Source organism: Pseudomonas sp. P106(2024) (assembly GCF_057480815.1).
In genome coordinates, this window is record NZ_JBLIYU010000017.1 from 1 (window position 1) to 20,934 (window position 20,934).

A 20,934-nucleotide genomic window follows, 5' to 3' on the forward strand; every position below is an offset into this window, starting at 1 on the left:
GATGGTAGTGTGGGGCTTCCCCATGTGAGAGTAGGTCATCGTCAAGATTCATTTCGCAAAACCCCTATCTGCGCGAGCAGGTAGGGGTTTTGTCTTTTCCGCGTTCCAGGCGCGAACGCCGCGCTCCCGGTAGGAGCGGCCTTGCCGAGGCGTCGGACCGGTCAGAAAGGGGCCGCACAGGTCTTTACGCGAGTTGTGTCGCCAGTTCGTTGAAAGATGGACGGGCCAGTACATCGGGTTGCTGGCAGCGTTCAGCCAGTTCCCCTAACACTGTATCGGGCTTGTCGCAGCGCACCAACAGTTCCTCGACAAGAATGCCGAAAGCCCTTGTTTCCAGGCGTTCGAGCGCGCGTGCGGGGAGACTGTCGTCCTGTGGATGGAACGAGGCGGCGCCGAAGTCGCCCAGCCGGCACTGGCCATTCGCATCGAACAGGATGTTGTGGGCATACAGGTCGCCGTGATTCAAGCCTCGACTGTGCAGGTGGGCGCAGACCGAGGCAATACCGGCAACGAGGTGTCGCAATGCTGGCAAGGTCAGTTCTCGTGTGCCGGGGTAACGGTCACGGGTGCAGCTGTCTAGGCTGGGTGGGCCGGCCAGGTTCGACCAGTGCGAATCGATCAATTGCATCACCAGCGCCGGAAGCTGCTGCGGGTGGTCGTCGATGCGCCCGGCCAGGCGTACCAACTGGGGGTGGTCACCGGCGGCGATACAGGCGCTCATCTCCGCCAGCGGCGAACCATCGCTGGTAATCGCGCCTTTGTACAGCTTGACCGCCACCGGTGCCGCCTGGCCGTTCCAGTGCGCACGGTGGATCACTCCAGAGGCACCACGGCCAAGCTCTTCTTCCAGGCGGATATCCTTCCAGTGAAGGGAGGGGCAGTTCTCCTGCGTTACAGGGGCGACAAAACCTGGCGGCAGGGGATTGTCGGCGTAGGCCAACCAAGCCAGGCGCGGCATGCGCAGCAGCCAGTCGGGCAGGGTGTCCAGCCGGTTGCTGGCCACGCGCAGTAACTCCAGCCGTACGCAATTGGCCAGGCCCTCAGGCAGGGTGGTGAGCCGGTTGCCGGCGAGCATCAGCTTCTGCAGCTGTGGGCAATTGCCCAAGGCCTCGGGCAATTGCTCCAGTGCGTTTTCTGTCAGCACCAATGAGCGCAGCGAGCGCGGCAGCGCCTGGGCGTCGACCCGGGTGATGCGGTTGTTCCTGAAACCCACTGTCTGCAGGGCTTGGCAACGGCCAATGGCGTGAGGCAGGTGGGTGAATCGGTTGTTGGAGCAGAACAACACCTTGAGGCGAGTCAGGCGGTGCAGGTCTTCGGGCAGTTCGCTCAGCCTGTTGCCGGAGAGGTCCAGTACCTCGAGGCTGTCGGCCAGGTCAAAGATCTCCCGAGGGAAATCGATCAAGTCCTGGCAGAGATTGAGGCGGGTGATGCCGCGCAGGCGGCCGGCGCGTAGGTCGTCGAGGGTATGCATAGGCTGTTCTGTCTTGATGAGTGGCCATTGTAAGCAGACAGGTGCGGCAAATCTGCATATGGGTTGCGACTTAAGTCCGATGGCGGGCGGGCCGCGCCGGTCCATACTCAGGGTTCGCCCTTCAATAACAACAAGTACCGGGTTGCGAACAAATGACTTATCAGCACAGCTACGCCCATTCCATCACCGATCCCGCCACCTTCTGGCAGGCCCAGGCCGAACAGCTGGCCTGGCAGCGCAAGCCTACCCTGACCCTGCAGCAGAACGCCGACGGCACCCACAGCTGGTTCGCTGATGGGCGCCTCAACAGCTGTCACCTGGCCCTCGATCATCAGATCGAGCAGGGCCGCGGCGAACAGATGGCGTTGATCTACGATTCGCCCGTGACCGGCGTGCAGCAGACCTTCACCTACCACCAGCTGCGCGACGAGGTGGCGCGCCTGGCCGGGCTACTGCGCTCGCTGGGCGTGGGCAAGGGGGACGGGGTGATCATCTACATGCCAATGGTGCCCCAGGCGGCGATGGCCATGCTCGCCTGCGCCCGCATCGGCGCGGTGCACTCGGTGGTGTTCGGCGGTTTTGCCGCCAACGAGCTCGCCCTGCGCATCGACGATGCTCGACCGACGCTGCTGCTGACGGCATCCTGCGGCCTGGAATTCGACCGGGTGATTGAATACAAGCCCCTGGTCGATCGCGCCCTGCAGTTGGCCCGTCATCAGCCGCGGCATGTACTGGTGCTGCAGCGTCCGCAGGCGCGCGCCGAGCTGCAGGCCGGGCGCGACCTGGACTGGCAGCAAGCGCTGGTTGGCGTCGAGCCGGTAGCGCCGGTGGCGCTCGACGCGGGTGACCCGCTGTACATCATGTACACCTCCGGCACCACCGGCAAACCCAAGGGCATCGTGCGCGAGAATGGCGGCAACGCAGTCGCCCTGTGCTACGCCATGCGTCATGTCTACGGCATGCAGGCGGGTGATGTGTGGTGGGGTATTTCCGATGTGGGTTGGGTGGTGGGTCATTCACTGATTGTCTACGGGCCGCTGATGAGCGGCTGCACCACGGTGTTTTATGAGGGCAAGCCGATTCGTACTCCGGATGCCTCGGCCTACTGGCGGGTGGTCGAGCAGTACAAGGTCAACGGCTTGTTCTGTGCGCCCACCGCCATGCGCGCGATTCGCAAAGAAGACCCGGAAGGCGAGTTGATCCGTCGCCATGACCTGGGCTCGTTGCGCCAACTGTTCCTGGCCGGGGAAAAGCTTGATTCGAGTACCCATGAATGGCTCGAGCGGGTCAGCGGCAAGCCGGTGCACGACCATTGGTGGCAGACCGAGACCGGTTGGCCGGTGACCGCGCCTTGCGTTGGCCTTGAAGGCAGCGCGGCGCGGCCTGGGTCGAGCAACCGCGCGGTACCGGGATATCACGTGCAGGTGCTGGACGACGACGGCAAGCCGCTGGGGCCCAACCAGCAGGGCGCGATCGTCATCGCCCTGCCGCTGCCGCCGGGGTGCAGCCAGACGCTTTGGGGCGATCACGAGCGCTACCTGCAGGCGTACCTGCACAGCTACCCGGGCTATTACCACACTGGCGACGGCGGTTATCTGGACGAGGACGGCTTCGTTTACATCATGGGACGCACCGATGACGTGATCAACGTCTCCGGGCATCGGCTGTCGACTGGCGAAATGGAGGACCTGGTGGCGCGTCATCCGGCGGTGGCCGAGTGCGCGGTGATCGGTGTGCACGACGAGATCAAGGGCCAGGTGCCGTTGGCGCTGGTGGTGCTCAAGGACGGCCAGGGCATTGGCGAGACGCAGTTGCAGGGTGAGCTGGTGGCCAGCGTGCGCGAGCAGATCGGCGCGCTGGCTTGCTTCAACCGAGTGCGCTTGGTGAAACGCCTGCCCAAGACCCGCTCGGGCAAGATCCTGCGGGCGGTACTGCGCAAGATCGCCGATGGGCAGGACTACGTGCCGCCCTCGACCTTGGACGATCCGGCGGTGCTGGCGGAGATCGAGGGGGTGCTGTCTGATCTGCCCAGGGCGAGTTGAAGTCATCGCGGCGCAAGCCCGCTCTCACGCAATCCTCAGGGGCAGAACATGACGTGGGAGTGGGTTTGTCGGAGCGCAGGGTCAGGTCGGACCGGCCTGGTGCAACTGCCCCAGCCGGCTGCGGGTGCGCATGAGGTCGGCCAGCGCCCCACCCAGGCTTTGTTCCAGTGACCGCTTGGCGATCACCGTCACTTGGCGATCTTGGTCGTACAGCACGTCCACCAGGTTGACGAAGCGCTGCTGCGCCGCCAGCGAGCACTCGGCCAGATCGTCCAGGCCCTCGATGATCCAGTGGTCGTAGCGCTCGGCCAGGGCTAGGTAGTCGATCACCGCGGTAGGCTGTTCGCACAGGTCGTGGAAGCTGAACACGACCTGGCGTCCGTTGCTGGCCAGGACGCGCAATGGGCGCTGGTTGACCTCCAGTTGCAGCGGCTGCGGCATGGGTAGCCGCAAGCGCTCGCGCTGCTGCGAATTGCCCGGCCAGACATAATGCCCTTGGGTAAATCGCTGATGCGCGCGGTTGGCCGGCAGGCTGCGAAAATCCGTGTCCCCGTCCACCTCCAGCACCTGCATGCGGCTGTTGATCAGGCGGATCACCGGCAGGAAGCGCTGGTGGTACAGCGGGTTGGGCAGCAGTCCCTCAGGGGCGTAGTTGGAGGTGACCAGCAGGAGCACGCCACGGGCGAACAGGGCATCGAACAGCCGGGTGAGCAGCATGGCGTCGCCGATGTCGTGGACGTGGAACTCGTCGAAGCACAACACCTGGCAATCCCCCAGCAGCTCGTCGAGGGTTGCCCCTAGGGCGTTGTCCAGCGCTCGATAGCGATGCATTCCCTGGTGCAGGCGGGCGAAAAAGTCGTGAAAGTGCAGGCGACGCTTGGCTGCAGTCGGCACGGCCTGGAAGAAACCATCGAGCAGCCAGCTCTTGCCGCGCCCGACCGCGCCGTACAGGTACAGGCTGCGTGCCTGGCCTGTCGCGAATGCGGCCAGCTGCGCGGCCATCGCCGTGATCACCCGGCGTTGCCCGTCACTCAGGGTGTAGCCGCGTTCGGTCGCGCGGTCCTGGAAATTGTCCGCAAGGGTGGTATCCGCAGGCGGTTCGTGGCGCAAACGCTGGCCGAGCAGGCGCAAGGGTGCGGGAATCCAGGTGGGCAAGTGGCAGGCTCCTCGGAGCGGAACTGGGGCAGGGCATAGCTTGCGCGACGCCGTGCATTTTGACCAATCGAGAATCCACCGGGCAATGATCGTGAAATGCGATAGGTCATGCCTTGTGCTCCAGCTGGCGTTCGATCATGTACTTGATCGCCAGGCGACGCTCCTTGAGATGGCGCAAGTCGTCGTCCTGGAAGTTGCCCGCCGAGATCGACTCGGCGGCCAGGACCTGGTTGTCGATGTCCATGTACTCGTCGAGCAGGCGGTCGAGCTGCGGGTCGCGTTGGCGTCGCTGCTGGACGATCTCGCGAGGGTAGTGCAAGTCCTGGTAGAGGTCGTGGGAAACGGGCATGGCGTCCTCCTTGTGATGCGCCGACGGGGTCTATCTGATTGGAAGGGAGGAACGTCATTGTGTTGAAGCGAGGCGGGGGAATTACGACGAATGGTCGTCCTGGTCGCTCACGGGCAGAAACCCCGCGAAAAGGTTCGCTACAAGTAACCTGCTGTTTTTCTGCGATTTTTTTAAAAAAAAGCTTTCCACTTCGAAAAAAGGTTGTTAAAGTGCCGGCCATTCCCAAGCAGCAACTCACGGTGCTGCAAGGAGTTGTCAGTGAGGCGGTGATTGATTCACTTGCCAGATCCGATACAGGGGCGTCGCCAAGCGGTAAGGCAGCAGGTTTTGATCCTGCCATGCGTTGGTTCGAATCCAGCCGCCCCTGCCATTTTCAAGCTGTACACTCTCCCCAAATCGCCTTTCGGCGATTTTTTCGTTTCTGCCTATCTATTTTCCAGAAGCTCGGCCAGTGCCTGGGCAAGAGCCTGCTCGCTTACCGGTTTCTGAATCACCAGGCTGCCGGGCAGTTCCAGCCCCTGCAACTCGGCATACCCCGTCAGGAATACCACGGGCAGGTCAGGGAAGCGCTGACGCGCAGCCAGCGCCAGTTGCGCACCATTGAATTCCGGCATGGCAAAATCGGTGAGTAGCACCTCTATTTCATCGTTCAGCAGTGCCAATGCCTGCTCGCTGCTGTGCGCCTGACGCACCTGATAGCCATGGCGCAGCAGAACGTCGCTCATCATCTCGCGTACCAGATGGTCGTCATCCACCAGCAGCACACTGCGCCTGCCGGCAGGCCGCGCCGGCAAAGCCTGCGTACTTTGTTCCTGGGTTGCCGGCGCCTCCGGTTGATGCACCGCGGGCAGGTAGACACTGACCTGTGTGCCGCGCCCCAGCGCGGTATCGATGCGCACGCCACCGCCTGACTGCTTGGCGAAGCCGAACACCTGGGCCAGCCCCAGGCCTGAGCCCTTGCCGATGTCCTTGGTGGTGAAGAAGGGCTCGAACACCTTGGCCAGCACTTCTTCACTCATGCCGCAGCCGGTATCGCGAATCGACAGTACAACGTATTCGCCCGGATCCGGGTCTTCCGGGCGCAGAGGGCGGGCACTGATCCGGCCGTTGCGGGTGGCCAGCGTCAGTTGACCGCCGTCGGGCATCGCGTCACGGGCATTGATGGCAAGGTTGAGGATGATCATTTCGGTCTGGGTAATATCGGTCAACGCCTGCCAAAGGCGGGTATCCAGGTCCAGCCGCACCGAAATGTTGCCGCCCAGTGTGCGTCGCAACAGCTCCTCCAACCCGGACAGGGTGCGGTTGAGGTTCACTGGCACCGGTTCGAGTCGCTGTTTGCGGGAGAATGCCAGCAATTGCGCAGTCAGCTTGGCTCCGCGCTCACCGGCTTCGCGGATGTGCTGAAGGCGGGTGAGGGCCTTGTCCAGTGAGCCTTTGTCCAGATCGCGTTGGAGAAAGCTGGCGCCGGTGAGAATGACCGTCAGCAGATTGTTGAAGTCGTGCGCCACGCCTGCGGTGAGCTGGCCGACAGCTTCCAGGCGCTGCATCTGTTGCAGTGTTGCCTCTATGCGTTCGCGTTCGGCAATTTGTTCGCGCAGGTTCTCGTTGGCCTTGGCCAGTTCCAGTGTAGCTTCGCGTTCGCTGGTTATGTCCCGGGCGACCACGTACAGCAGGCTGTCATCAGGAACCACCACCCAGGACAGCCAGCGTGGTTGGCCATTGGCATGCAGGATACGCCCGACGAAGCGGGCGCTGGTGTTACCCGAGGACAACGCGGCCAGTTCTGCGAGTAGTGCCTGCTGGTCGCTTTCGAGCACCAGTTGCAGAAGCGAAGTCTGGCCCAGGCGTTCGCGGGTGAAGCCCAGGCTGGCTTCCCAGGCCGGGTTCAGGGTGACCGGCGTCAGGTCCTTGTTCAGTACTGCCAGCAGGTCCTGGGACAACTCCCATGCGCGGTCGCGTTCCCGGGTACGCTGCTCGACCCGCTCACCCAGCATTTCGTTGAGCTGTTCCAAGGCGCGCGTGGCCTGGCGTTGCTGGTGAATATCCTGCAATACCCCGGAGAAGCGAACGCATCGGTTGTCGACGAACTGGCTCTGGCCGCTGGAAAGCAGCCAGCGAGGCTCCAGGCCATTGGGCTGGGCGATACGGAACTCTGCGCGGTACAGGCCGTCACTGTCCGGGCGCATGGCCTGCTCAACGGCTGCGCGGACCCTTGCCAGGTCTTCGTGGAAGATACCGTCGTAGAACACCTCGAGGGTCATTTGCGTCTCGGTGGGAAGGCCGAACAGCGTCTTGCAGCGGTCATCCCACAGCAGCAGGTTCTCCTGCGGGCGGAAATCCCAGCTGCCCATGCCTGCCGCGTCGATGGCGATGCGCGCCCGGGCCTCGACGTCGGCCAGTGCCTCCTCGGCACGGCGCCGACGCTGGCGCTCGTGTACCTCTGTCAATGCCCGGTGCACTGCCTTGGGCAGCAGGGGCAGGTTCTTCTTCAGCACGTAGTCGGTGGCGCCCAGGCGGATCATCTCGACCGCATGCTCTTCGCCATAGATGCCGGAAAGGAAGATGAACGGTATGTCCGGTGCCAGGCGCTGGACAATGGCCAGTACATCAGTGCCCGATGAGCCCGGTAGCACACAGTCGCACAGGATCAGGTCGTAGCTGTCTTCGCGCAGGGCATGCTCGACGCCGACATGGTCGAACACCAGCCGTGACTGGACCTGCAGCCCGCTGCGTTCCAGGCACAAAAGAGTCAGCTCGGCGTCCATCGAGCTGTCTTCGACCAGCAGCAGGCTGAGTGGTGCGCCTTGCATTGCCAGCTGACTCAATTGCTGCCGCGCCTGTTCAGGCGCAGCGAGCCGGGCGGTGGTTCGTTGAGTACCGCCCAGAACACGCCCAGATCGGAGATCGCTGCCACGAACTCCTTGAACTCCACGGGCTTGACCACGTAGGCATTGACGCCCAGTTCGTAGGCGCGCAATAGGTCGGGTTCTTCTCGCGAGGAGGTCAGCATGACCGTCGGGATGCTGCGCAACTCGGCGGTATCGCGCACTTGCTTGAGTACCTCAAGGCCATCAACCTTGGGCAGCTTCAGATCAAGCAGCAGCACCGCCGGGTTGCCATCGTCACGCTCGGCGTAGGTGTTGCGTCGCAACAGGTAGTCCAGGGCTTCGGCGCCATCGCGCAGCACGATGACCTCATTGGCCAGTTGGCTGCGCTCCAGTGCCAGGAGGGTCAACTCCAGGTCCCTGGGGTTATCTTCGACCAGCAGAATGGGTTTGAGCATGATAGGTGCAGACGCCTCAGGAATGCGGTTGATGGCGAGGAAGGGTGAAATGGAAGCTGGCGCCCTGGCCGACCTGGCCTTCAGCCCAGACCCGGCCGTCGTGGCGCTCGATGATGCGACGCACGCTGGCCAGGCCGATGCCGGTCCCTTCGAATTCTTCCATGCGATGCAGGCGCTGGAACACACCGAAAAGCTTGTTGGCATAGGCCATGTCGAAGCCCACGCCGTTGTCGCGCACGTACACCTCGGTCTCCAGTTCGTGCTGCACGGCGCCGATTTCGATACGCGCGGGGCGGCGTCCACGGCTGTATTTGATGGCATTGGCGATGAGATTGTACAGGGCCATGTTGATGAACGCCGGATCCGCGATGACTTTGGGCATGGAGGCGACCATCCAGATGATTTCGCGCCCCTGGTAATCGGGCTCGAACTCCTGGCGGATGGTATCGACCAGGGTGTTGAGGTCGACGTCCGCCAAGCGCAGCGCCGAGCGTCCCATTTGCGAGAAGTTTAGAAGGTTGTCCACCAGTGAACCGGCAAAATGTGCGGCCTCATCGATGTGGGACAGGAAGCGTCGACCGCGTTCGCTCAAGTGTTCGCCCTCGATTTCGCTCAGCAGCTCGGTATAGCCGGCGATATGCCGCAACGGTGCGCGCAGGTCGTGGGAGACGCTATAGGAGAAGGCTTCGAGTTCCTTGTTGGAGCGTTTGAGCTCTCCGGCCAGTTGCGCCAGTTCCTCGGCCTTGCGCAGGACGATGCCCAATACGGCCATGCGCAGTTCGAGCACGCCATCGACGATGAGGGGACTCCAGGGGGCGCTGAAACCACGCACTTCCTCCTCCCAGCGTTCGAAGCTGTGGCGTGGATTGAGGTGTCCTTGGGGGCTGATCGCTTTGTCCGGCCGTCCGGCCCAGTTGACCAGGCGGGTTTGCTCAGGGCGAAACCACACCAGGTAATGCGAGTGCAACTGCGAGATCGCAACGGCCAGTACTCCGCCGACACAGCTGGCGAGCTCCGGCAGAGCTTCGATGTCACGGCTCACGTTATCGGTATGGAACACCTCCTCTTCGCCGCGCTCGCCCAGCCAGTGCACCAGGGCATTGACCTGCGCCGCAGAAGGTGTGTCTCCGATCAGGTCGCAGCGCTCGGCGCTGATGATGGCTGCGCCACTGGCTCCGGCGAAGGCCAGCAGCACTTCGGGCTGGTCGAGCAGGCCTTCGCTCACGCTGTCACGATCGGCCATCGCCGCCAGCATGCGTACGATGCGTTCACGCAGCTCGAGCAGGGTACGGGTGCGGTCGTGGGATTCGCGTGACTCGATCTGCAGCGACAGGACACTGGCAAGCAATTCGCACGCGGTGCGCGTCTGGAAGTCCACCGGTCGGGGGCGCTCGTGGTGGCAGGACACCAGCCCCCATAGTCGACCGTCGACCACGATGGACAGCGACATGGAGGCCAGGGTGCCCATGTTTCGCATGTATTGCAGATGCACGGGCGACACGCTGCGCAGGGCCGCAAAGCTCATGTCCAGCGGCTTGCCGGTCATCGGGTTCAACGGCGGCAGCAAGGGAGAGGGCTGATAGTTGGCATCTTCGATCAGGCGGATGCGATTGACCCGGTACAACTCCCGGGCCTGGCGAGGAATGTCAGACGCAGGGAAGCTCAGCCCCAGATAGCTTGGATAGCCAGGGTCGGCCTCTTCGGCCAATACCGTGCCGTTGCCCTCGGGATCGAAACTGTAGGCCTTGACCCGTCCGAAGGCGGTGAGGCGTTTGATCTGCCGCACCGAATGCTGCAGCAGTTCCTCGACGCTGGTGGCTTTGTGCAAGGTGCTGACGAAAGCGCGCACCAACGGATAGTAGTCCCCCTGATAAACGCCCTCGGACTTATGGCTCGATTCGAATTCGAGAATCAGCACCTGATCATGCCGATGGGCGAGCACGCGCAGCAATGACTGGCTGGGTGCGTCCTGGCGCAAGTGCACGTCGCCAATGTGAAAAGGGAAGACGTCTCCTTGCGGCAAATAGCCCAGCTGGCCGCTCAGGTCGAAGTCAGCGCTGACCAGATCCGGGAAGGCCTGGCCGAGCAGTTCGCCTGCGGGTATGCCGAACCATCGCTCGGCGTTCTCGCTCGCCTGCAGGACGCGCAACGTGCTCTCGTCAACAGCCAGCAGGAAACCCTGGGGCTGAATGCTGCCCGGAACCTGGATCGGCTCCTGGGCGCAGCGCTCGATCGCCTGGTCGAGCGGGGTCTGGTCGGTCGTCACGGGACTCTCCTGTAGGTTCCGTCCATGCATGAGTCATGCGCTAGCACAAAATATTGCGGATGAACGGTACCAGAATGGTGGCCGCCATGCCGGAGTCTGGTCATTGGAAAGTGGGCGGGCGCCGAGGTTTCGTTCCAGACCGGAAAATTTCCTTCTGAGCCCTGCCGGTGATGGGCTGCGCGGCAGCCCCGGTGACACAAACCGGCAAGCACAGGTCCAGCCCTGCCATTTTCATTAATGCCAAAGAGGGGTAGGCCTTCCCCGGCTCGGATCCAATCGCGCTGCTACGCTCAAGCTCAATCCATACGCACAAGGATCGACCGGTGACGGAGCGCTTTGTGGCCCTGCTGTTGGGCCTGTGGTTGAGTGGCAACGCCATGGCAGCGGATTTCCTCGTCGAAGTGCAGGTGCGCGTGCAGCGTGGTTGCATGCTGGTCAACCAGCAACGCGACGCCGGTTCGCAGGCGTTGGGGCGCATCGACCTGGGCAGCGCGGCGCGCCTGGATGGCCCGGCTGCGCCGGTCAGTGGCGTGCTGCTCGCACAGCGTCCGCCGCGGTTGGAGTGCAACCCGGACACCCCGTACCAAGTGCGTGTCGATGGCGGCCAGCACGGCGGCGTCGGCGAAGTGCGCTACCTCGTAAGCCCCGATGCCCTGGCCCGGCCGATACCTTACCGGCTGTACCGTGATGCCGCCTGGCATCAGCCGCTGGCGGTGGACGTGGCGCAATCGGCGCGGGTACCGGACAGCGGCTCGGTGGAGCTGCCCCTCTACGCACGGATCGACAAGCTGGCCTGGGCCCCCCGCGCCGGGCTGTACGCCGACCTGCTCAAAGTTACGGTCACCTGGTAGGGAGGCTGCATGCTCATGGACGTGTTGCACCGTGGTTCGATCCTGCTACTGACCCTCGGCCCGCTGCTGCTGCCCAGCGGCGCGGCCCACGGCACCACCACCGGCTTTATCCAGGCACGGCTGGTGATCAGCGCCGCCTGCCAGATCAGCAGCGACCCGCAACCGGCTACCCTGGGCAACCCGGGCCTGATGGACTTCGGTGCCCGCGGGCCGACCTGGGACCAGCCGCTGACCAGCCGGGTCGACGAGGCCGGCGGCGAGGGCAGCCTGCAGATCAGTTGCTCGCCGCAGGTGCGTGCCTTCAGCGTGCGCATCAACGGCGGGCAGAACGGTGGCGACGGCGTGCGCCGCCTGCGCAACGGCCGCGAGCTCATTCCCTACCAACTGGCCATCGATCCGGGCGGCAACAGCCGTTATGGCATCGGCCAGGCCCGTACCTTCACCATCAGCGGCACCCAGCAGGTGCCCGTGCCCATCTATGGCGTGGTGGTCGCGCAACCGCGCGCGCTGCCCGCCGGGCTGTATCGCGACACCCTCAGGGTGACTCTGGACTGGTAACACGCAAGGAGACTCCGATGCCCAAGCACCTCACCCGCTACATCTTCGCCGGTCTTGGTCTGGCCCTGGCCGCCCAGGCCCAGGCGGCCACCGTGACCGGCACCATCAGCTCGACCCTGACGCTGACCGCCGCCTGCCAGGTCAACGGCAGTGGCGGCAGCTCGGGGCTGAACTTCGGCAGCCTCAACTTCGGCACCCAGGATTCGCTGTTCACCACCGCCAATGGCCAGGTGCTCGGTGGCGGCGGCGGGGCCATGAGCATTCTCTGCTCGGCAGGCACGGTGCCGACGATCAAGGTGCGTGCCGGCGCCCATGACTCGCAGTCCGCCGGGGGCACCCGGGCACTGGCCGATGGCGCGGGCAATTTCGTGCCTTACGACTTCTACACCGACGCCGGGCACACTCAATTACTGGCGATCGACGGCACCATCACCCTGCCGACCAGCACGGGCGTGGCGCAGACTGTCAACCTCTACGGGCAGGCCCGTGGCAAGGCCGGCCTGCCGGCCGGGGTGTACACCGACACGGTGGCGGTCGAGCTGAGTTTCTGAGCCATGCCGGGCGCGGTGCGGCTGCTGGCCGTCGGGCTGTGCCTGGCGCTGACCCAGGGTGCCCACGCGGTGACCACCAGCACCTTCCAGGTGACGGCACAGATCGTCGCCGGCTGCCTGGTGGTCGGCGGCGTGACCGCCTATGGCGTGCTCGACTACGGCACCAGCTCGGCGCTGTCCACCGCCACCCTGAGCACTTCGCTCGGCGGCAGCACGGTGACCTTCCAGTGCACCCCCGGCGTGGCCCTGAGCATGAGCCTGGACGGCGGCCAGAACAGCGCCAGCGGCACGCGCAATCTCAAGCGTTCGGGGGGGGCGCAACTGTTGGCCTACCAGCTGTACCGCGACGCCGCGTTCAGCCAGAGCCTGGGCATCGGCAGCAGCGTGGCGGTGAGCTACAGCGACCCGACGGCGATCAAGCTGCCGGTCTATGGCCGTACCACCCTGACCGGCACCTTGCCGGCGGGGACCTACACCGATGTCGTACAAGTGACGGTGACCTGGTGAAAGGCCACTGCGGATAACAGAGAAGGAGAGGGGCATGGGGGCAGGCGCTAACTGGGCGCGTGGGGTCATCGGGCTGCTGCTGTTGGCCAGTGCACCGGCCTTCGCGGCCACTTCGGTGCTGATCTGGCCGATCGACCCGGTACTGGAGGCCGACCAGAAGGCCGGCGCGCTGTGGCTGGAAAACCGTGGTTCTGCGCCGACCAGCCTGCAGGTGCGGGTGTTCGCCTGGCGCCAGGGCGAGTACCAGGAGCAGTTCCAGGCCCAGCGGGAGATCATCGGCAGCCCGCCGGTGGCCAATATCCCGCCGGGGCAGAAGCAACTGATCCGCCTGACCCGCACCGGCAGCTCGCCCGCGGGCCAGGAGCAGGCCTACCGCATCATCATCGACGAGATCCCTTCGCCGCTGCCGACCGATGCCGCCAGCGAGGGGCCGAAAGCGGCAATCCGCCTGCAGATGCGCTACTCGGTGCCGCTGTTCGTCTACGGCGAGGGGCTGTGGGGCAAGCCCGACCCAGAGGGCAGGCGCAGCGCAGAGGGCGTGGGCAAGCCGCAGTTGAGCTGGCGCGCGGTGACGGTGCAGGGCAAGCCCTATGTCGAGCTGCGCAACACGGGGCCGGTGCATGCGCGGCTGACCGACGTGGTGTTGCAGCAGGCCGGCCAGGACCGGCCGCTGGTAGAGGGGCTGCTCGGCTACGTGCTGCCCGGCGCCAGCATGCGCTGGCCGGCACCGGCCACGCCGGGCGCGGCCAGCGTGCTCAAGGGACGGGTCAACGGCCAGGAGGTGGCCCAGGCCATCAAACAGGGGCAATAAGCCGCGCTTGAACGGATCACAGGGGCCAGGGAGGACCCGGTAATGGTTGGAAGTCGTGTGTGAGCTGGGTGTGGGTGGCAACGCACCGGTTGTGCCTGGGCCTGGCGGTACTGGGGCCCGGCCTGGGCGTGGCAGACGAGCTGCCGCCGCCACCCTCGGAACAGGCCGCCATCGCCGACGCCACGCTGTACCTCGACCTGCAGGTGAACCAGGTGGCCAAGGCTGAGCTGGTGCCGGTGCAGCAGCGCGCCGGGCGCCTGTACCTGGCCAGCGAGGTCTTGCGCGAGGCGGGCATCAGGCTGCCGGGCGAACCCCAGGGCGAAGTGGCCCTGGACGAGATCCCCGGCTTGCACGGCGACTACGACAGCCAGAACCAGCGCCTGCTGCTGCAGGTGCCGCCGGCTTGGCTACCCGACCAGCAGGTCGGCGAGCGCAACCGGTACCCGGCCAGCGACGCCCGCAGCAGCTTCGGCGCCTTGCTCAACTACGACGCCTACCTCAACGACACCGACGAGGGCGGCAGCTACCTGGCCGCCTGGAACGAGCTGCGCCTGTTCGACGACTGGGGCACCTTCTCCACCACCGGGCAGTGGCGCCAGTCGTTCAATGGCGCCCAGGCCCAGGGTCGGCAGGGTTTCCTGCGCTACGACACCACCTTCCGCTACACCGACGAGCAGCGCCTGCTCACCTATGAGGCCGGCGACCTGGTGACCGGTGCGCTGCCCTGGACTACCTCGGTGCGGGTGGGCGGCCTGCAACTGTCCCGCGACTTCGGCGCCCGTCCCGACCTGGTCACCTATCCGCTGCCGGCCTTTGCCGGCGAAGCTGCCGTGCCGACCTCGCTGGACCTGTTCATCAACGGCTACAAGAGCAGCAGCACTGAACTGCAGCCGGGTCCCTATACCCTGACCAACGTGCCGTTCATCAACGGCGCCGGCGAAGCGGTGGTGGTGACCACCGACGCCCTCGGCCGGCAGGTGTCGACCACCTTGCCGTTTTATGTCACCAGTAGCCTGCTGACCAAGGGGCTGTCGGACTTTTCGGTGGCCGCCGGCAGCCTGCGCCGCGACTACGCCGTGCGTGATTTCGCCTATGGCCCGGGGGTCGCCTCGGCGACCTTGCGTCACGGGGTGTCCGACTATTTCACCCTGGAAACCCATGCCGAGAGCGCCGAGTCGCTGATGCTCGGCGGCTTGGGTGGCAACCTGCGCCTGGGTACCTTCGGCGTGCTCAACGCGGCGCTGACCCAGAGCCGTTTCGAAGGCGATACGGGCCAGCAGGTGGCGCTGGGCTACCAGTACAACAGCCGGCGCATCGGCTTCAACTACCAGCGCGTGCAGCGCCACGGCGACTACGCCGACCTGTCGCTGGTCGACAGCCCCTTCACCCGCCTGAGCCAGCGCAGCGAGCAGGCCACCCTGAGCCTCAACCTGGACCGCTACGGCAGCCTTGGTGCCGGCTATTTCGACGTGCGCGCCGGCGACGGCACGCGCACGCGGCTGATCAACCTGAGCTGGAGCAAGCCGCTGTGGCGCAACAGCAGCCTGTACCTGTCGGCCAACCGCGAGGTCGGTGACAGCCAGTGGGCGGTGCAGGCGCAGCTGGTGATCCCCTTCGACCTGCGCGGCACCCTGGCCTTCAGCGCCGAGCGCAGCAAGGACGGCCAGGACCTGCAGCGAGTCAACTACAGCCAGGCGGTGCCGGTGGGCGGCGGGGTGGGCTACAACCTGGGCTATGCCACCGGCGGCAACCGCGACGACTACCGCCAGGCCGACCTGACCTGGCGTCTGCAGTCGGTGCAGTTGCAGGTGGGCGCCTACGGCAGCAGCGGCGAAATGACCCGTTGGGCCGACGCCAGTGGCTCGCTGGTGCTGATGGATGCAGGCCTGTTCGCCGCCAATCGTATTGACGACGCCTTCGTGGTGGTCAGCACCAGCGGTTACGCCGACGTGCCGGTGCGTTACGAGAACCAGCAGATCGGTCGCACCGACCGCAACGGCCACCTGTTGGTGCCGTACAGCAGCGGCTACTACCGCGGCAAGTACGAGATCGACCCGATGGACCTGCCTGCCGATGTGCTGGCGCCGCAGGTGGAGCAACGCGTGGCGGTGCGCCGTGGCAGCGGCTACCTGCTGGAGTTCCCGCTCAAGCGTGTGCTGGCGGCGAGCCTGGTGCTGGTCGATGCTGACCAGCAGGAACTCAAGCTGGGCAGCCGGGTACGCCATCAGGAAAGCGGCGGCGAGGCGGTGGTGGGGTGGGATGGGTTGGTCTACCTGGAGAACCTGGCACCGCACAATCGCTTGCAGGTGGACAAGGCCGATGGCGGGCAGTGCCAGGTAGCCTTCGACCTGCCTGAAGGGCAGGGGCCGATTCCGCTGATCGGCCCGTTGGAGTGCCGATGAACTGGCTGATCCGCGGATGCCTGGCGGGTCTGCTGTCGCTGCCGGGAGCGGCCTGGGCGTTGTGCGCGTCGGTGGCCACCGCGCCGGCGGCCTTCGGCTCGGTCAACTCGACGCTGGTGCGCACCACCGTGCAGAGTGCCTCGACCACCAATGCCGGCCTGCAGTGCACCGGTTCGCTGTTGTCGCTGTTGACCAGCAATGATCATTTCTATGCCACCTTCACCTCGTCCAGCAGTGGGCTGGTGGGCCCGACCGGCGATGTGATCCCCTATACGCTCTACGCCGACAATACCACCAGTTATCCGATCAGCCGTGGCGTGCAGTTCGACTTCGCCCGCAATGGCATCATCGATGCCCTGGGCCTGCTCAACGGCACCACGCCCAAAGCCGTGCCGCTGTACCTGAAGACCGTGGTCGGTGCCAATGTCGCCGCCGGCCTGTACCAGGAAACCCTGAACATCGCCTGGAGCTGGAACTACTGCTCGGGGATTGGTATCGGTGCCATCTGCCTGGGGCGCGACATCGGCAGCGGCAACCAGACCCTGCTGGTCAGCCTCACTGTGACCAACGACTGCCAGATCACCACGCCCAACATCAGCTTCGCCAGCGCGCCGGTGGTGGCCGGATTCGGCACGGTGAACCAGAGCGTGAGCGTGTCGTGCACCAAAGGCAGCAACTACACGGTGGGGCTGGATGACGGGCAGAATGTCTCGGGCGGGCGGCGGCGTATGAAGTCCAGCGCCAACAACTACCTGGCCTACGATATCTTCAAGAGCGCCGGCGCGGTGCGCTGGGGCTCGGTGGGCGCGGCGCGGCGCTCAAGCAGCGATGCCGAGGTGAACCCCGGGGCGGGGACCGGGACCGGGAGCCAGGTGTTCAACTACAACGCCAAGGTGTACACCGACCAGGCCACGCCGCCGGCGGCGACCTATACCGACAGTGTGATTCTGGATGTGCAGTTCTGAGTAACACCACACCTGTGGGAGCGGCCTTGTTTCGCGAAAGGGCCGCTCTCACAATGGGACCGGGTTGCTCAGCGCAGATCGCCGACCATCTTCAGCAACGTCTCCAGCACCGCCCCGGCCAGCGCCTTGGAGCGCTCGCCCGACCAGCCGGTGCGCGGGTTCGGCGCATCGTCGTGGTCCTTGAACGGCATCTCCAGGGTCAGCGACAGGCAGTCATGGGCCTGGCCCACGGCATTGCAGGCCAGGGTCATGTTGGCCTGGCCCGGCTCGTCGCGGGTGTAGCCGTATTTCGTCTGGAAGTCCGGGGTCAGGCTGCACAGGGTGCTGCGGAACTGCTCTTCCAGTTTGGCGAGGCGCGGCGTGTAGCCGGGGTTGCCTTCGCAGGCCGCGGTGAACACATGGGGGATCTCCTCGTCGCCATGGGCGTCGATGAACGCATCCACGCCATGCAGCTTCATCTGGCTCTGGGCGAAGAACACTTCGGGGCTCAGTTCGACGCTGGCGTCCTGCCAGGCGCGGTTGAGGTCCTTGCCCTTGAAGTTGGTGCGCAGGTGGCCGAGGAAGGCGCCGTCCGGGTTCATGTTGGGGATCAGGTACAGGTCGGCCTTGGCCAGCAGTTGCTGGATGACCGGGCCGTTGGCTTCGAGGGCGTCGATCACGCCTTCCATGAACCACTCGGCCATGTGCTCGCCCGGGTGCTGCTGGGCGATGATCCATAGCTTGCGCTTGCCGGTCGCACCACTGCCCGCACGCAGCAGGGGAATGTCGCGCCCTTGCACGCTGCGCCCGCTGGCCAGCAGCTCGACGCCGGGAATCTGCTTGGCGCGTTCGATCAGCTGGTTGTGCCGGGCGCGCGGGTAGGGCTCGAAGTAGGCGAACCAGGCCTGCGCCTGTTCAGCCTTGAAGTCGAAGCTCAGGGCCTTGCCGTCGAACTGGCTGGGCACGCGGAACCAGGTCTGCTGGTCGTACGAGGCCACGGCATGGTAGCCGGTCCAGGCGTTCTTGTAGGAGGACTGGTGGGCGTTGTCCAGGCTGAAGCGATGGACCTGGCCCGGGGTCAGGCCGCTGGCCTTGAAGTGGAACCACTGGAAGTGGTCGCTGTGGCTGTCTTTGCGGATGTTCAGGTGGACGTGCGCAGGATTGCTGGCGTCCAGGACCAGGATATTGCCGGAGTCGAAATCGCAGTCGATGTGCAGCGGGGAGAGCGTCACGGTCATTGCCAGCCTCCTGTTGGCGTTGTTGTGACCGTACTCTACACCGCTTGGCGGCGGGGGTGCGCAGGTAAATTGACTCGGAGCAGCGTGGCTGAGGCGTGGGTGCGGGCTACCGGGTTCAGGTCAACAGCCCCAGCGCCACGAGGGCGGCAACACCAAGCCCGACGGCAATCGAGCAGCCCCCCAGCGACAGCGCCGCACGCCCTTGCCGGTACCAGCCGTCGTGGCCCAATTGCCGGGCAGGGGCGAGCAGGCCGCGCCAGCGCAGTTCGGTTTCGTGGAAGGCACGCAGGTGGTCGGGGGCGGCATCCAGCCAGCGGCGGAAGTCGATGCGTTCGCTGGCGGTCACCTGCGGGCTCTGCAGGCGCACGTACCACTGGCCGGCGATGCTGGCCAGCGCGTCGCCTGGGGCGCGGGCGGTCTGCAGGGCCTGGTTCATATGGCGTTCGATGCTGATCAGCGGCAGGTCCAGGCGTTCGGCGATGGCGGCGAAGCCCAGCTGGTCTAGGCGGTTGAGCAGGAACACTTGCTGGACCCGGCGCGGCAGACGCTTGAGCGCATGCAGCAGCGCGTCATCGCCATGCTGTTCGGCGGTGTGCGGGTCGTGCTCGAGGGGCAGCAGCAGGCGGGTCATGGACAGCTCCTTGCTCATTAAGGAAAGGGGTGGGGGCGTCTTCCTTGACGCGAAATCAGCTTAGGCTTTGTACGAAAAGGGCCTGCGCGACGATCATGCTGCGTTGAAAACAGGCTCGGAATGCTCATTTACAACCCGTAAACTCCGCTTCCTCGCCTGTTTTCGCCTTGCCTGATCGCCGCTCGGCTCCTTTTCGTACAAAGCCTAGGCTAAACGAGATTGATTCTCAAGTGCTGATTCCGCAAAGATTTGTAATGAGCATTCACGTGCTGACACACTTTTGCTATCATCCCGGCCATTAAACGATCTTCATTAGCCTGAAGAGCCAAAAAAAATGACCCGGCAAAAAGCCGGGTCAAAAACCGTGATTAGCCTGATGAGGAGATAATCTGAGCGTCCGACCTGAGGACGTTGCAGGTTATCCAGCGGGTCTCGCGACCTGCTGAGTGCAATAATAATCGTTATCATTTGCCAGTCAAATGATTTTTCAGCGATTGACTAAAAAATTCTTCCTGACACACGCCTCATCGCCGGCAATCGGGGCTTTTGCCGTTCGTCGGCTATCACGTGCTCCCTTCAGATCGATGCCTTTTCCGTGGCGTGGCACTGCTCCAGCAGGGCGCGGGCCATGTTGACCATGTGCATCAGCGCAAATACCACTTCCCGCGTCGTGCCCTGCAGATGGTTGCCGGTTTCCTGTGCCGTGGCCGACGCGCAGCGCAGCAGTGCCATGGCATGGTCGCAGGCCTGGGCGTTGCTGACGCCTTCACGCAGGGTCCATAGCGAACGCTCCAGGTCGCGAGGCGTGGGGGTGGGGTTGAGGTAGAAATCGAGGGCGCGGCGGGCTGCTTCTTCGTCGAGATCTGTTTCCGTTTCTTTCGAGATGCTCATCCTGATTACCTGCGAATACCAATAGGGGAAAGGTGAAGCTCGATTCTAATACCTAAAGTATTGAAATGTGTTTGGACAAATACTACTTGATGTGTATTGAACGCAGGGAGGCAGTCCGTATCGTGCCTGCGATGAATATGGACAAATGGATAGCCCTGGTCCGGGAACGGATCGAGGAACTCGATATCTCCCAGGAGCAGCTTGCCGAACGCGTTGGGGTCTCCCAGGGCAGCATCGGCCATTGGCTGAAGAAACGCCGTCAGCCTCGGGTCGACTCGATGAACCGTACGTTCATCGAGTTGGGCATGCCGCATTACCAGGTCAGCATGCAACTGCGTGTGCTGGGACAGGTGGGTGAGGAGCGGGCGCGTTATGGCCTCGAGGACGAGGATGATGATGACGGGCTGGCAAAATACTTCGTGTGTTTCCGCTATCCGGTACGTGACTGGAGCACCTTGGGTCAGCAGGAGCAGGAAGCGCCGGAGGTCTTCGAGCAGACCGACTACCTGGCCCAGGGCAAGGCGTTCTGGCTGACGGTCGAGAACGACACCATGAGTGCTGCCAGCGGCAGGAGCGTGCCCGAGGGGGTTCGAATCCTGGTTGATGACGGCGTGGCCGCCGAGCCGGGGCGCCTGGTGATTGCCCGACTGCCTGGCAAGTCCGCGATCTTTCGGCAGTTGACCGAGGAGGGTGGGCAGCGGTATCTGAAGGCGCTCAACAATGCCTATCCGACCCTGGTCTGCGAGGAGGGCTGCGAGTTCCTTGGTGTTGTGGTGCGGATGCACGGGGTGCTCTAGGTTCCCACGCAGGTCGTGTTGGGGCTGCGAGGTGCCAGGCGGGGGGCCTTCAGCGCTCTTGAGATCGAGCGCTGCCCGCGCGGCGCATCGCGACGCAAGGCCGCTCCCACATCTGTTTCGGGCCAGTCAATCCTGTGCCATTACCAGGTCCGCCTCGTTGGTCCGACGCGGTCCCAGCATAGACACT

The 20,934-nt window shown here is 64.5% G+C and carries 18 protein-coding genes and 1 tRNA gene; 10 read left to right on the forward strand and 9 right to left on the reverse strand.

Features of this window, described 5'->3' with window-relative positions; translation table 11 throughout:
• Positions 1-184 precede the first annotated feature (184 nt).
• Positions 185-1,471, reverse strand: a complete 1,287-nt coding sequence (locus AC25M7_RS21655) for a protein kinase (protein WP_486971456.1) — start codon at positions 1,469-1,471, stop codon at positions 185-187.
• Positions 1,472-1,623: 152 nt separating this feature from the next.
• Here AC25M7_RS21655 and AC25M7_RS21660 point away from each other — a divergent pair, with 152 nt between their 5' ends.
• On the forward strand, positions 1,624-3,513 hold the full coding sequence (locus AC25M7_RS21660; RefSeq protein ID WP_028692216.1) for a propionyl-CoA synthetase: 1,890 nt from the start codon (positions 1,624-1,626) through the stop codon (positions 3,511-3,513).
• 81 nt (positions 3,514-3,594) lie between these two features.
• Here the strand turns inward: AC25M7_RS21660 and zapE are convergent, their stop codons facing one another.
• Positions 3,595-4,668: a cell division protein ZapE gene (gene zapE / locus AC25M7_RS21665; RefSeq protein ID WP_280063254.1), complete on the reverse strand. Its 1,074-nt coding sequence runs from the start codon at positions 4,666-4,668 to the stop codon at positions 3,595-3,597.
• A 106-nt stretch (positions 4,669-4,774) separates the two neighbouring features.
• Positions 4,775-5,017, reverse strand: a complete 243-nt coding sequence (locus AC25M7_RS21670) for a hypothetical protein (RefSeq protein ID WP_028692214.1) — start codon at positions 5,015-5,017, stop codon at positions 4,775-4,777.
• A gap of 295 nt (positions 5,018-5,312) precedes the next feature.
• Between AC25M7_RS21670 and AC25M7_RS21675 the strand changes: the two genes are divergently transcribed.
• A tRNA-Gln gene (locus AC25M7_RS21675) sits at positions 5,313-5,387 on the forward strand.
• Between the two features lie 55 nt (positions 5,388-5,442).
• Here the strand turns inward: AC25M7_RS21675 and AC25M7_RS21680 are convergent.
• Genes AC25M7_RS21680 through AC25M7_RS21690 form a run of 3 tightly spaced genes read right to left on the reverse strand, consistent with a single transcriptional unit; the run spans position 5,443 to position 10,566 of the window.
• Positions 5,443-7,827 (reverse strand): hybrid sensor histidine kinase/response regulator, encoded by a 2,385-nt coding sequence (locus AC25M7_RS21680; protein ID WP_062361075.1) that lies wholly within the window; start codon positions 7,825-7,827, stop codon positions 5,443-5,445.
• A gap of 11 nt (positions 7,828-7,838) precedes the next feature.
• Complete coding sequence (locus AC25M7_RS21685; RefSeq protein WP_028692212.1) at positions 7,839-8,300, reverse strand: response regulator; 462 nt, start codon at positions 8,298-8,300, stop codon at positions 7,839-7,841.
• A gap of 16 nt (positions 8,301-8,316) precedes the next feature.
• Entirely contained in the window at positions 8,317-10,566 is a 2,250-nt protein-coding gene (locus AC25M7_RS21690; RefSeq protein ID WP_062361077.1) for an ATP-binding protein, read from the reverse strand.
• Positions 10,567-10,889: 323 nt separating this feature from the next.
• Here AC25M7_RS21690 and AC25M7_RS21695 point away from each other — a divergent pair, with 323 nt between their 5' ends.
• From AC25M7_RS21695 to AC25M7_RS21725, 7 genes are all read left to right on the forward strand, one after another.
• The gene (locus AC25M7_RS21695) at positions 10,890-11,417 is read left to right on the forward strand and encodes a Csu type fimbrial protein (protein WP_028692210.1); all 528 of its coding nucleotides are present in this window, start codon (positions 10,890-10,892) and stop codon (positions 11,415-11,417) included.
• A gap of 24 nt (positions 11,418-11,441) precedes the next feature.
• Positions 11,442-11,975, forward strand: a complete 534-nt coding sequence (locus AC25M7_RS21700; RefSeq protein WP_028692209.1) for a Csu type fimbrial protein — start codon at positions 11,442-11,444, stop codon at positions 11,973-11,975.
• Positions 11,976-11,992: 17 nt separating this feature from the next.
• The gene (locus tag AC25M7_RS21705) at positions 11,993-12,526 is read left to right on the forward strand and encodes a Csu type fimbrial protein (protein WP_028692208.1); all 534 of its coding nucleotides are present in this window, start codon (positions 11,993-11,995) and stop codon (positions 12,524-12,526) included.
• Positions 12,527-12,529: 3 nt separating this feature from the next.
• Positions 12,530-13,033, forward strand: coding sequence for a Csu type fimbrial protein (locus tag AC25M7_RS21710; RefSeq protein ID WP_028692207.1), 504 nt, complete (start codon positions 12,530-12,532; stop codon positions 13,031-13,033).
• Between the two features lie 34 nt (positions 13,034-13,067).
• Positions 13,068-13,844: a fimbrial biogenesis chaperone gene (locus tag AC25M7_RS21715; protein WP_069017070.1), complete on the forward strand. Its 777-nt coding sequence runs from the start codon at positions 13,068-13,070 to the stop codon at positions 13,842-13,844.
• A gap of 68 nt (positions 13,845-13,912) precedes the next feature.
• Positions 13,913-16,246, forward strand: a complete 2,334-nt coding sequence (locus AC25M7_RS21720) for a fimbria/pilus outer membrane usher protein (protein ID WP_486971477.1) — start codon at positions 13,913-13,915, stop codon at positions 16,244-16,246.
• Positions 16,243-17,211, forward strand: a complete 969-nt coding sequence (locus AC25M7_RS21725) for a Csu type fimbrial protein (RefSeq protein WP_028692204.1) — start codon at positions 16,243-16,245, stop codon at positions 17,209-17,211. Before AC25M7_RS21720 ends, AC25M7_RS21725 begins: the two co-directional genes overlap by 4 nt.
• Before the next feature lie 68 nt (positions 17,212-17,279).
• On the opposite strand, the gene AC25M7_RS21730 is transcribed toward AC25M7_RS21725, so the two are convergent.
• The 3 genes from AC25M7_RS21730 to AC25M7_RS21740 form a co-directional block, all read right to left on the reverse strand.
• Positions 17,280-18,428 (reverse strand): M14 family metallopeptidase, encoded by a 1,149-nt coding sequence (locus AC25M7_RS21730; protein ID WP_186595471.1) that lies wholly within the window; start codon positions 18,426-18,428, stop codon positions 17,280-17,282.
• A gap of 115 nt (positions 18,429-18,543) precedes the next feature.
• The gene (locus AC25M7_RS21735; protein ID WP_062361193.1) at positions 18,544-19,059 is read right to left on the reverse strand and encodes a DUF4880 domain-containing protein; all 516 of its coding nucleotides are present in this window, start codon (positions 19,057-19,059) and stop codon (positions 18,544-18,546) included.
• 576 nt (positions 19,060-19,635) lie between these two features.
• Positions 19,636-19,950: a DUF6124 family protein gene (locus AC25M7_RS21740; RefSeq protein ID WP_028692517.1), complete on the reverse strand. Its 315-nt coding sequence runs from the start codon at positions 19,948-19,950 to the stop codon at positions 19,636-19,638.
• A gap of 89 nt (positions 19,951-20,039) precedes the next feature.
• Here AC25M7_RS21740 and AC25M7_RS21745 point away from each other — a divergent pair, with 89 nt between their 5' ends.
• A complete protein-coding gene (locus tag AC25M7_RS21745; protein WP_062575698.1) occupies positions 20,040-20,747 on the forward strand; it encodes an XRE family transcriptional regulator in 708 nt (235 codons plus the stop codon).
• Positions 20,748-20,934: the final 187 nt, after the last annotated feature.

What these genes read in the sequence shown, in the direction of transcription:
- AC25M7_RS21655 (WP_486971456.1), bottom strand. Translation starts at nt 1,471, where the DNA reads ATGCATACCCTCGACGACCTACGCGCCGGCCGCCTGCGCGGCATCACC.
- AC25M7_RS21660 (WP_028692216.1), top strand. Translation starts at nt 1,624, where the DNA reads ATGACTTATCAGCACAGCTACGCCCATTCCATCACCGATCCCGCCACC.
- AC25M7_RS21670 (WP_028692214.1), bottom strand. Translation starts at nt 5,017, where the DNA reads ATGCCCGTTTCCCACGACCTCTACCAGGACTTGCACTACCCTCGCGAG.
- AC25M7_RS21680 (WP_062361075.1), bottom strand. Translation starts at nt 7,827, where the DNA reads ATGCAAGGCGCACCACTCAGCCTGCTGCTGGTCGAAGACAGCTCGATG.
- AC25M7_RS21685 (WP_028692212.1), bottom strand. Translation starts at nt 8,300, where the DNA reads ATGCTCAAACCCATTCTGCTGGTCGAAGATAACCCCAGGGACCTGGAG.
- AC25M7_RS21705 (WP_028692208.1), top strand. Translation starts at nt 11,993, where the DNA reads ATGCCCAAGCACCTCACCCGCTACATCTTCGCCGGTCTTGGTCTGGCC.
- AC25M7_RS21710 (WP_028692207.1), top strand. Translation starts at nt 12,530, where the DNA reads ATGCCGGGCGCGGTGCGGCTGCTGGCCGTCGGGCTGTGCCTGGCGCTG.
- AC25M7_RS21715 (WP_069017070.1), top strand. Translation starts at nt 13,068, where the DNA reads ATGGGGGCAGGCGCTAACTGGGCGCGTGGGGTCATCGGGCTGCTGCTG.
- AC25M7_RS21725 (WP_028692204.1), top strand. Translation starts at nt 16,243, where the DNA reads ATGAACTGGCTGATCCGCGGATGCCTGGCGGGTCTGCTGTCGCTGCCG.
- AC25M7_RS21730 (WP_186595471.1), bottom strand. Translation starts at nt 18,428, where the DNA reads ATGACCGTGACGCTCTCCCCGCTGCACATCGACTGCGATTTCGACTCC.
- AC25M7_RS21735 (WP_062361193.1), bottom strand. Translation starts at nt 19,059, where the DNA reads ATGACCCGCCTGCTGCTGCCCCTCGAGCACGACCCGCACACCGCCGAA.
- AC25M7_RS21740 (WP_028692517.1), bottom strand. Translation starts at nt 19,950, where the DNA reads ATGAGCATCTCGAAAGAAACGGAAACAGATCTCGACGAAGAAGCAGCC.
- AC25M7_RS21745 (WP_062575698.1), top strand. Translation starts at nt 20,040, where the DNA reads ATGTGTATTGAACGCAGGGAGGCAGTCCGTATCGTGCCTGCGATGAAT.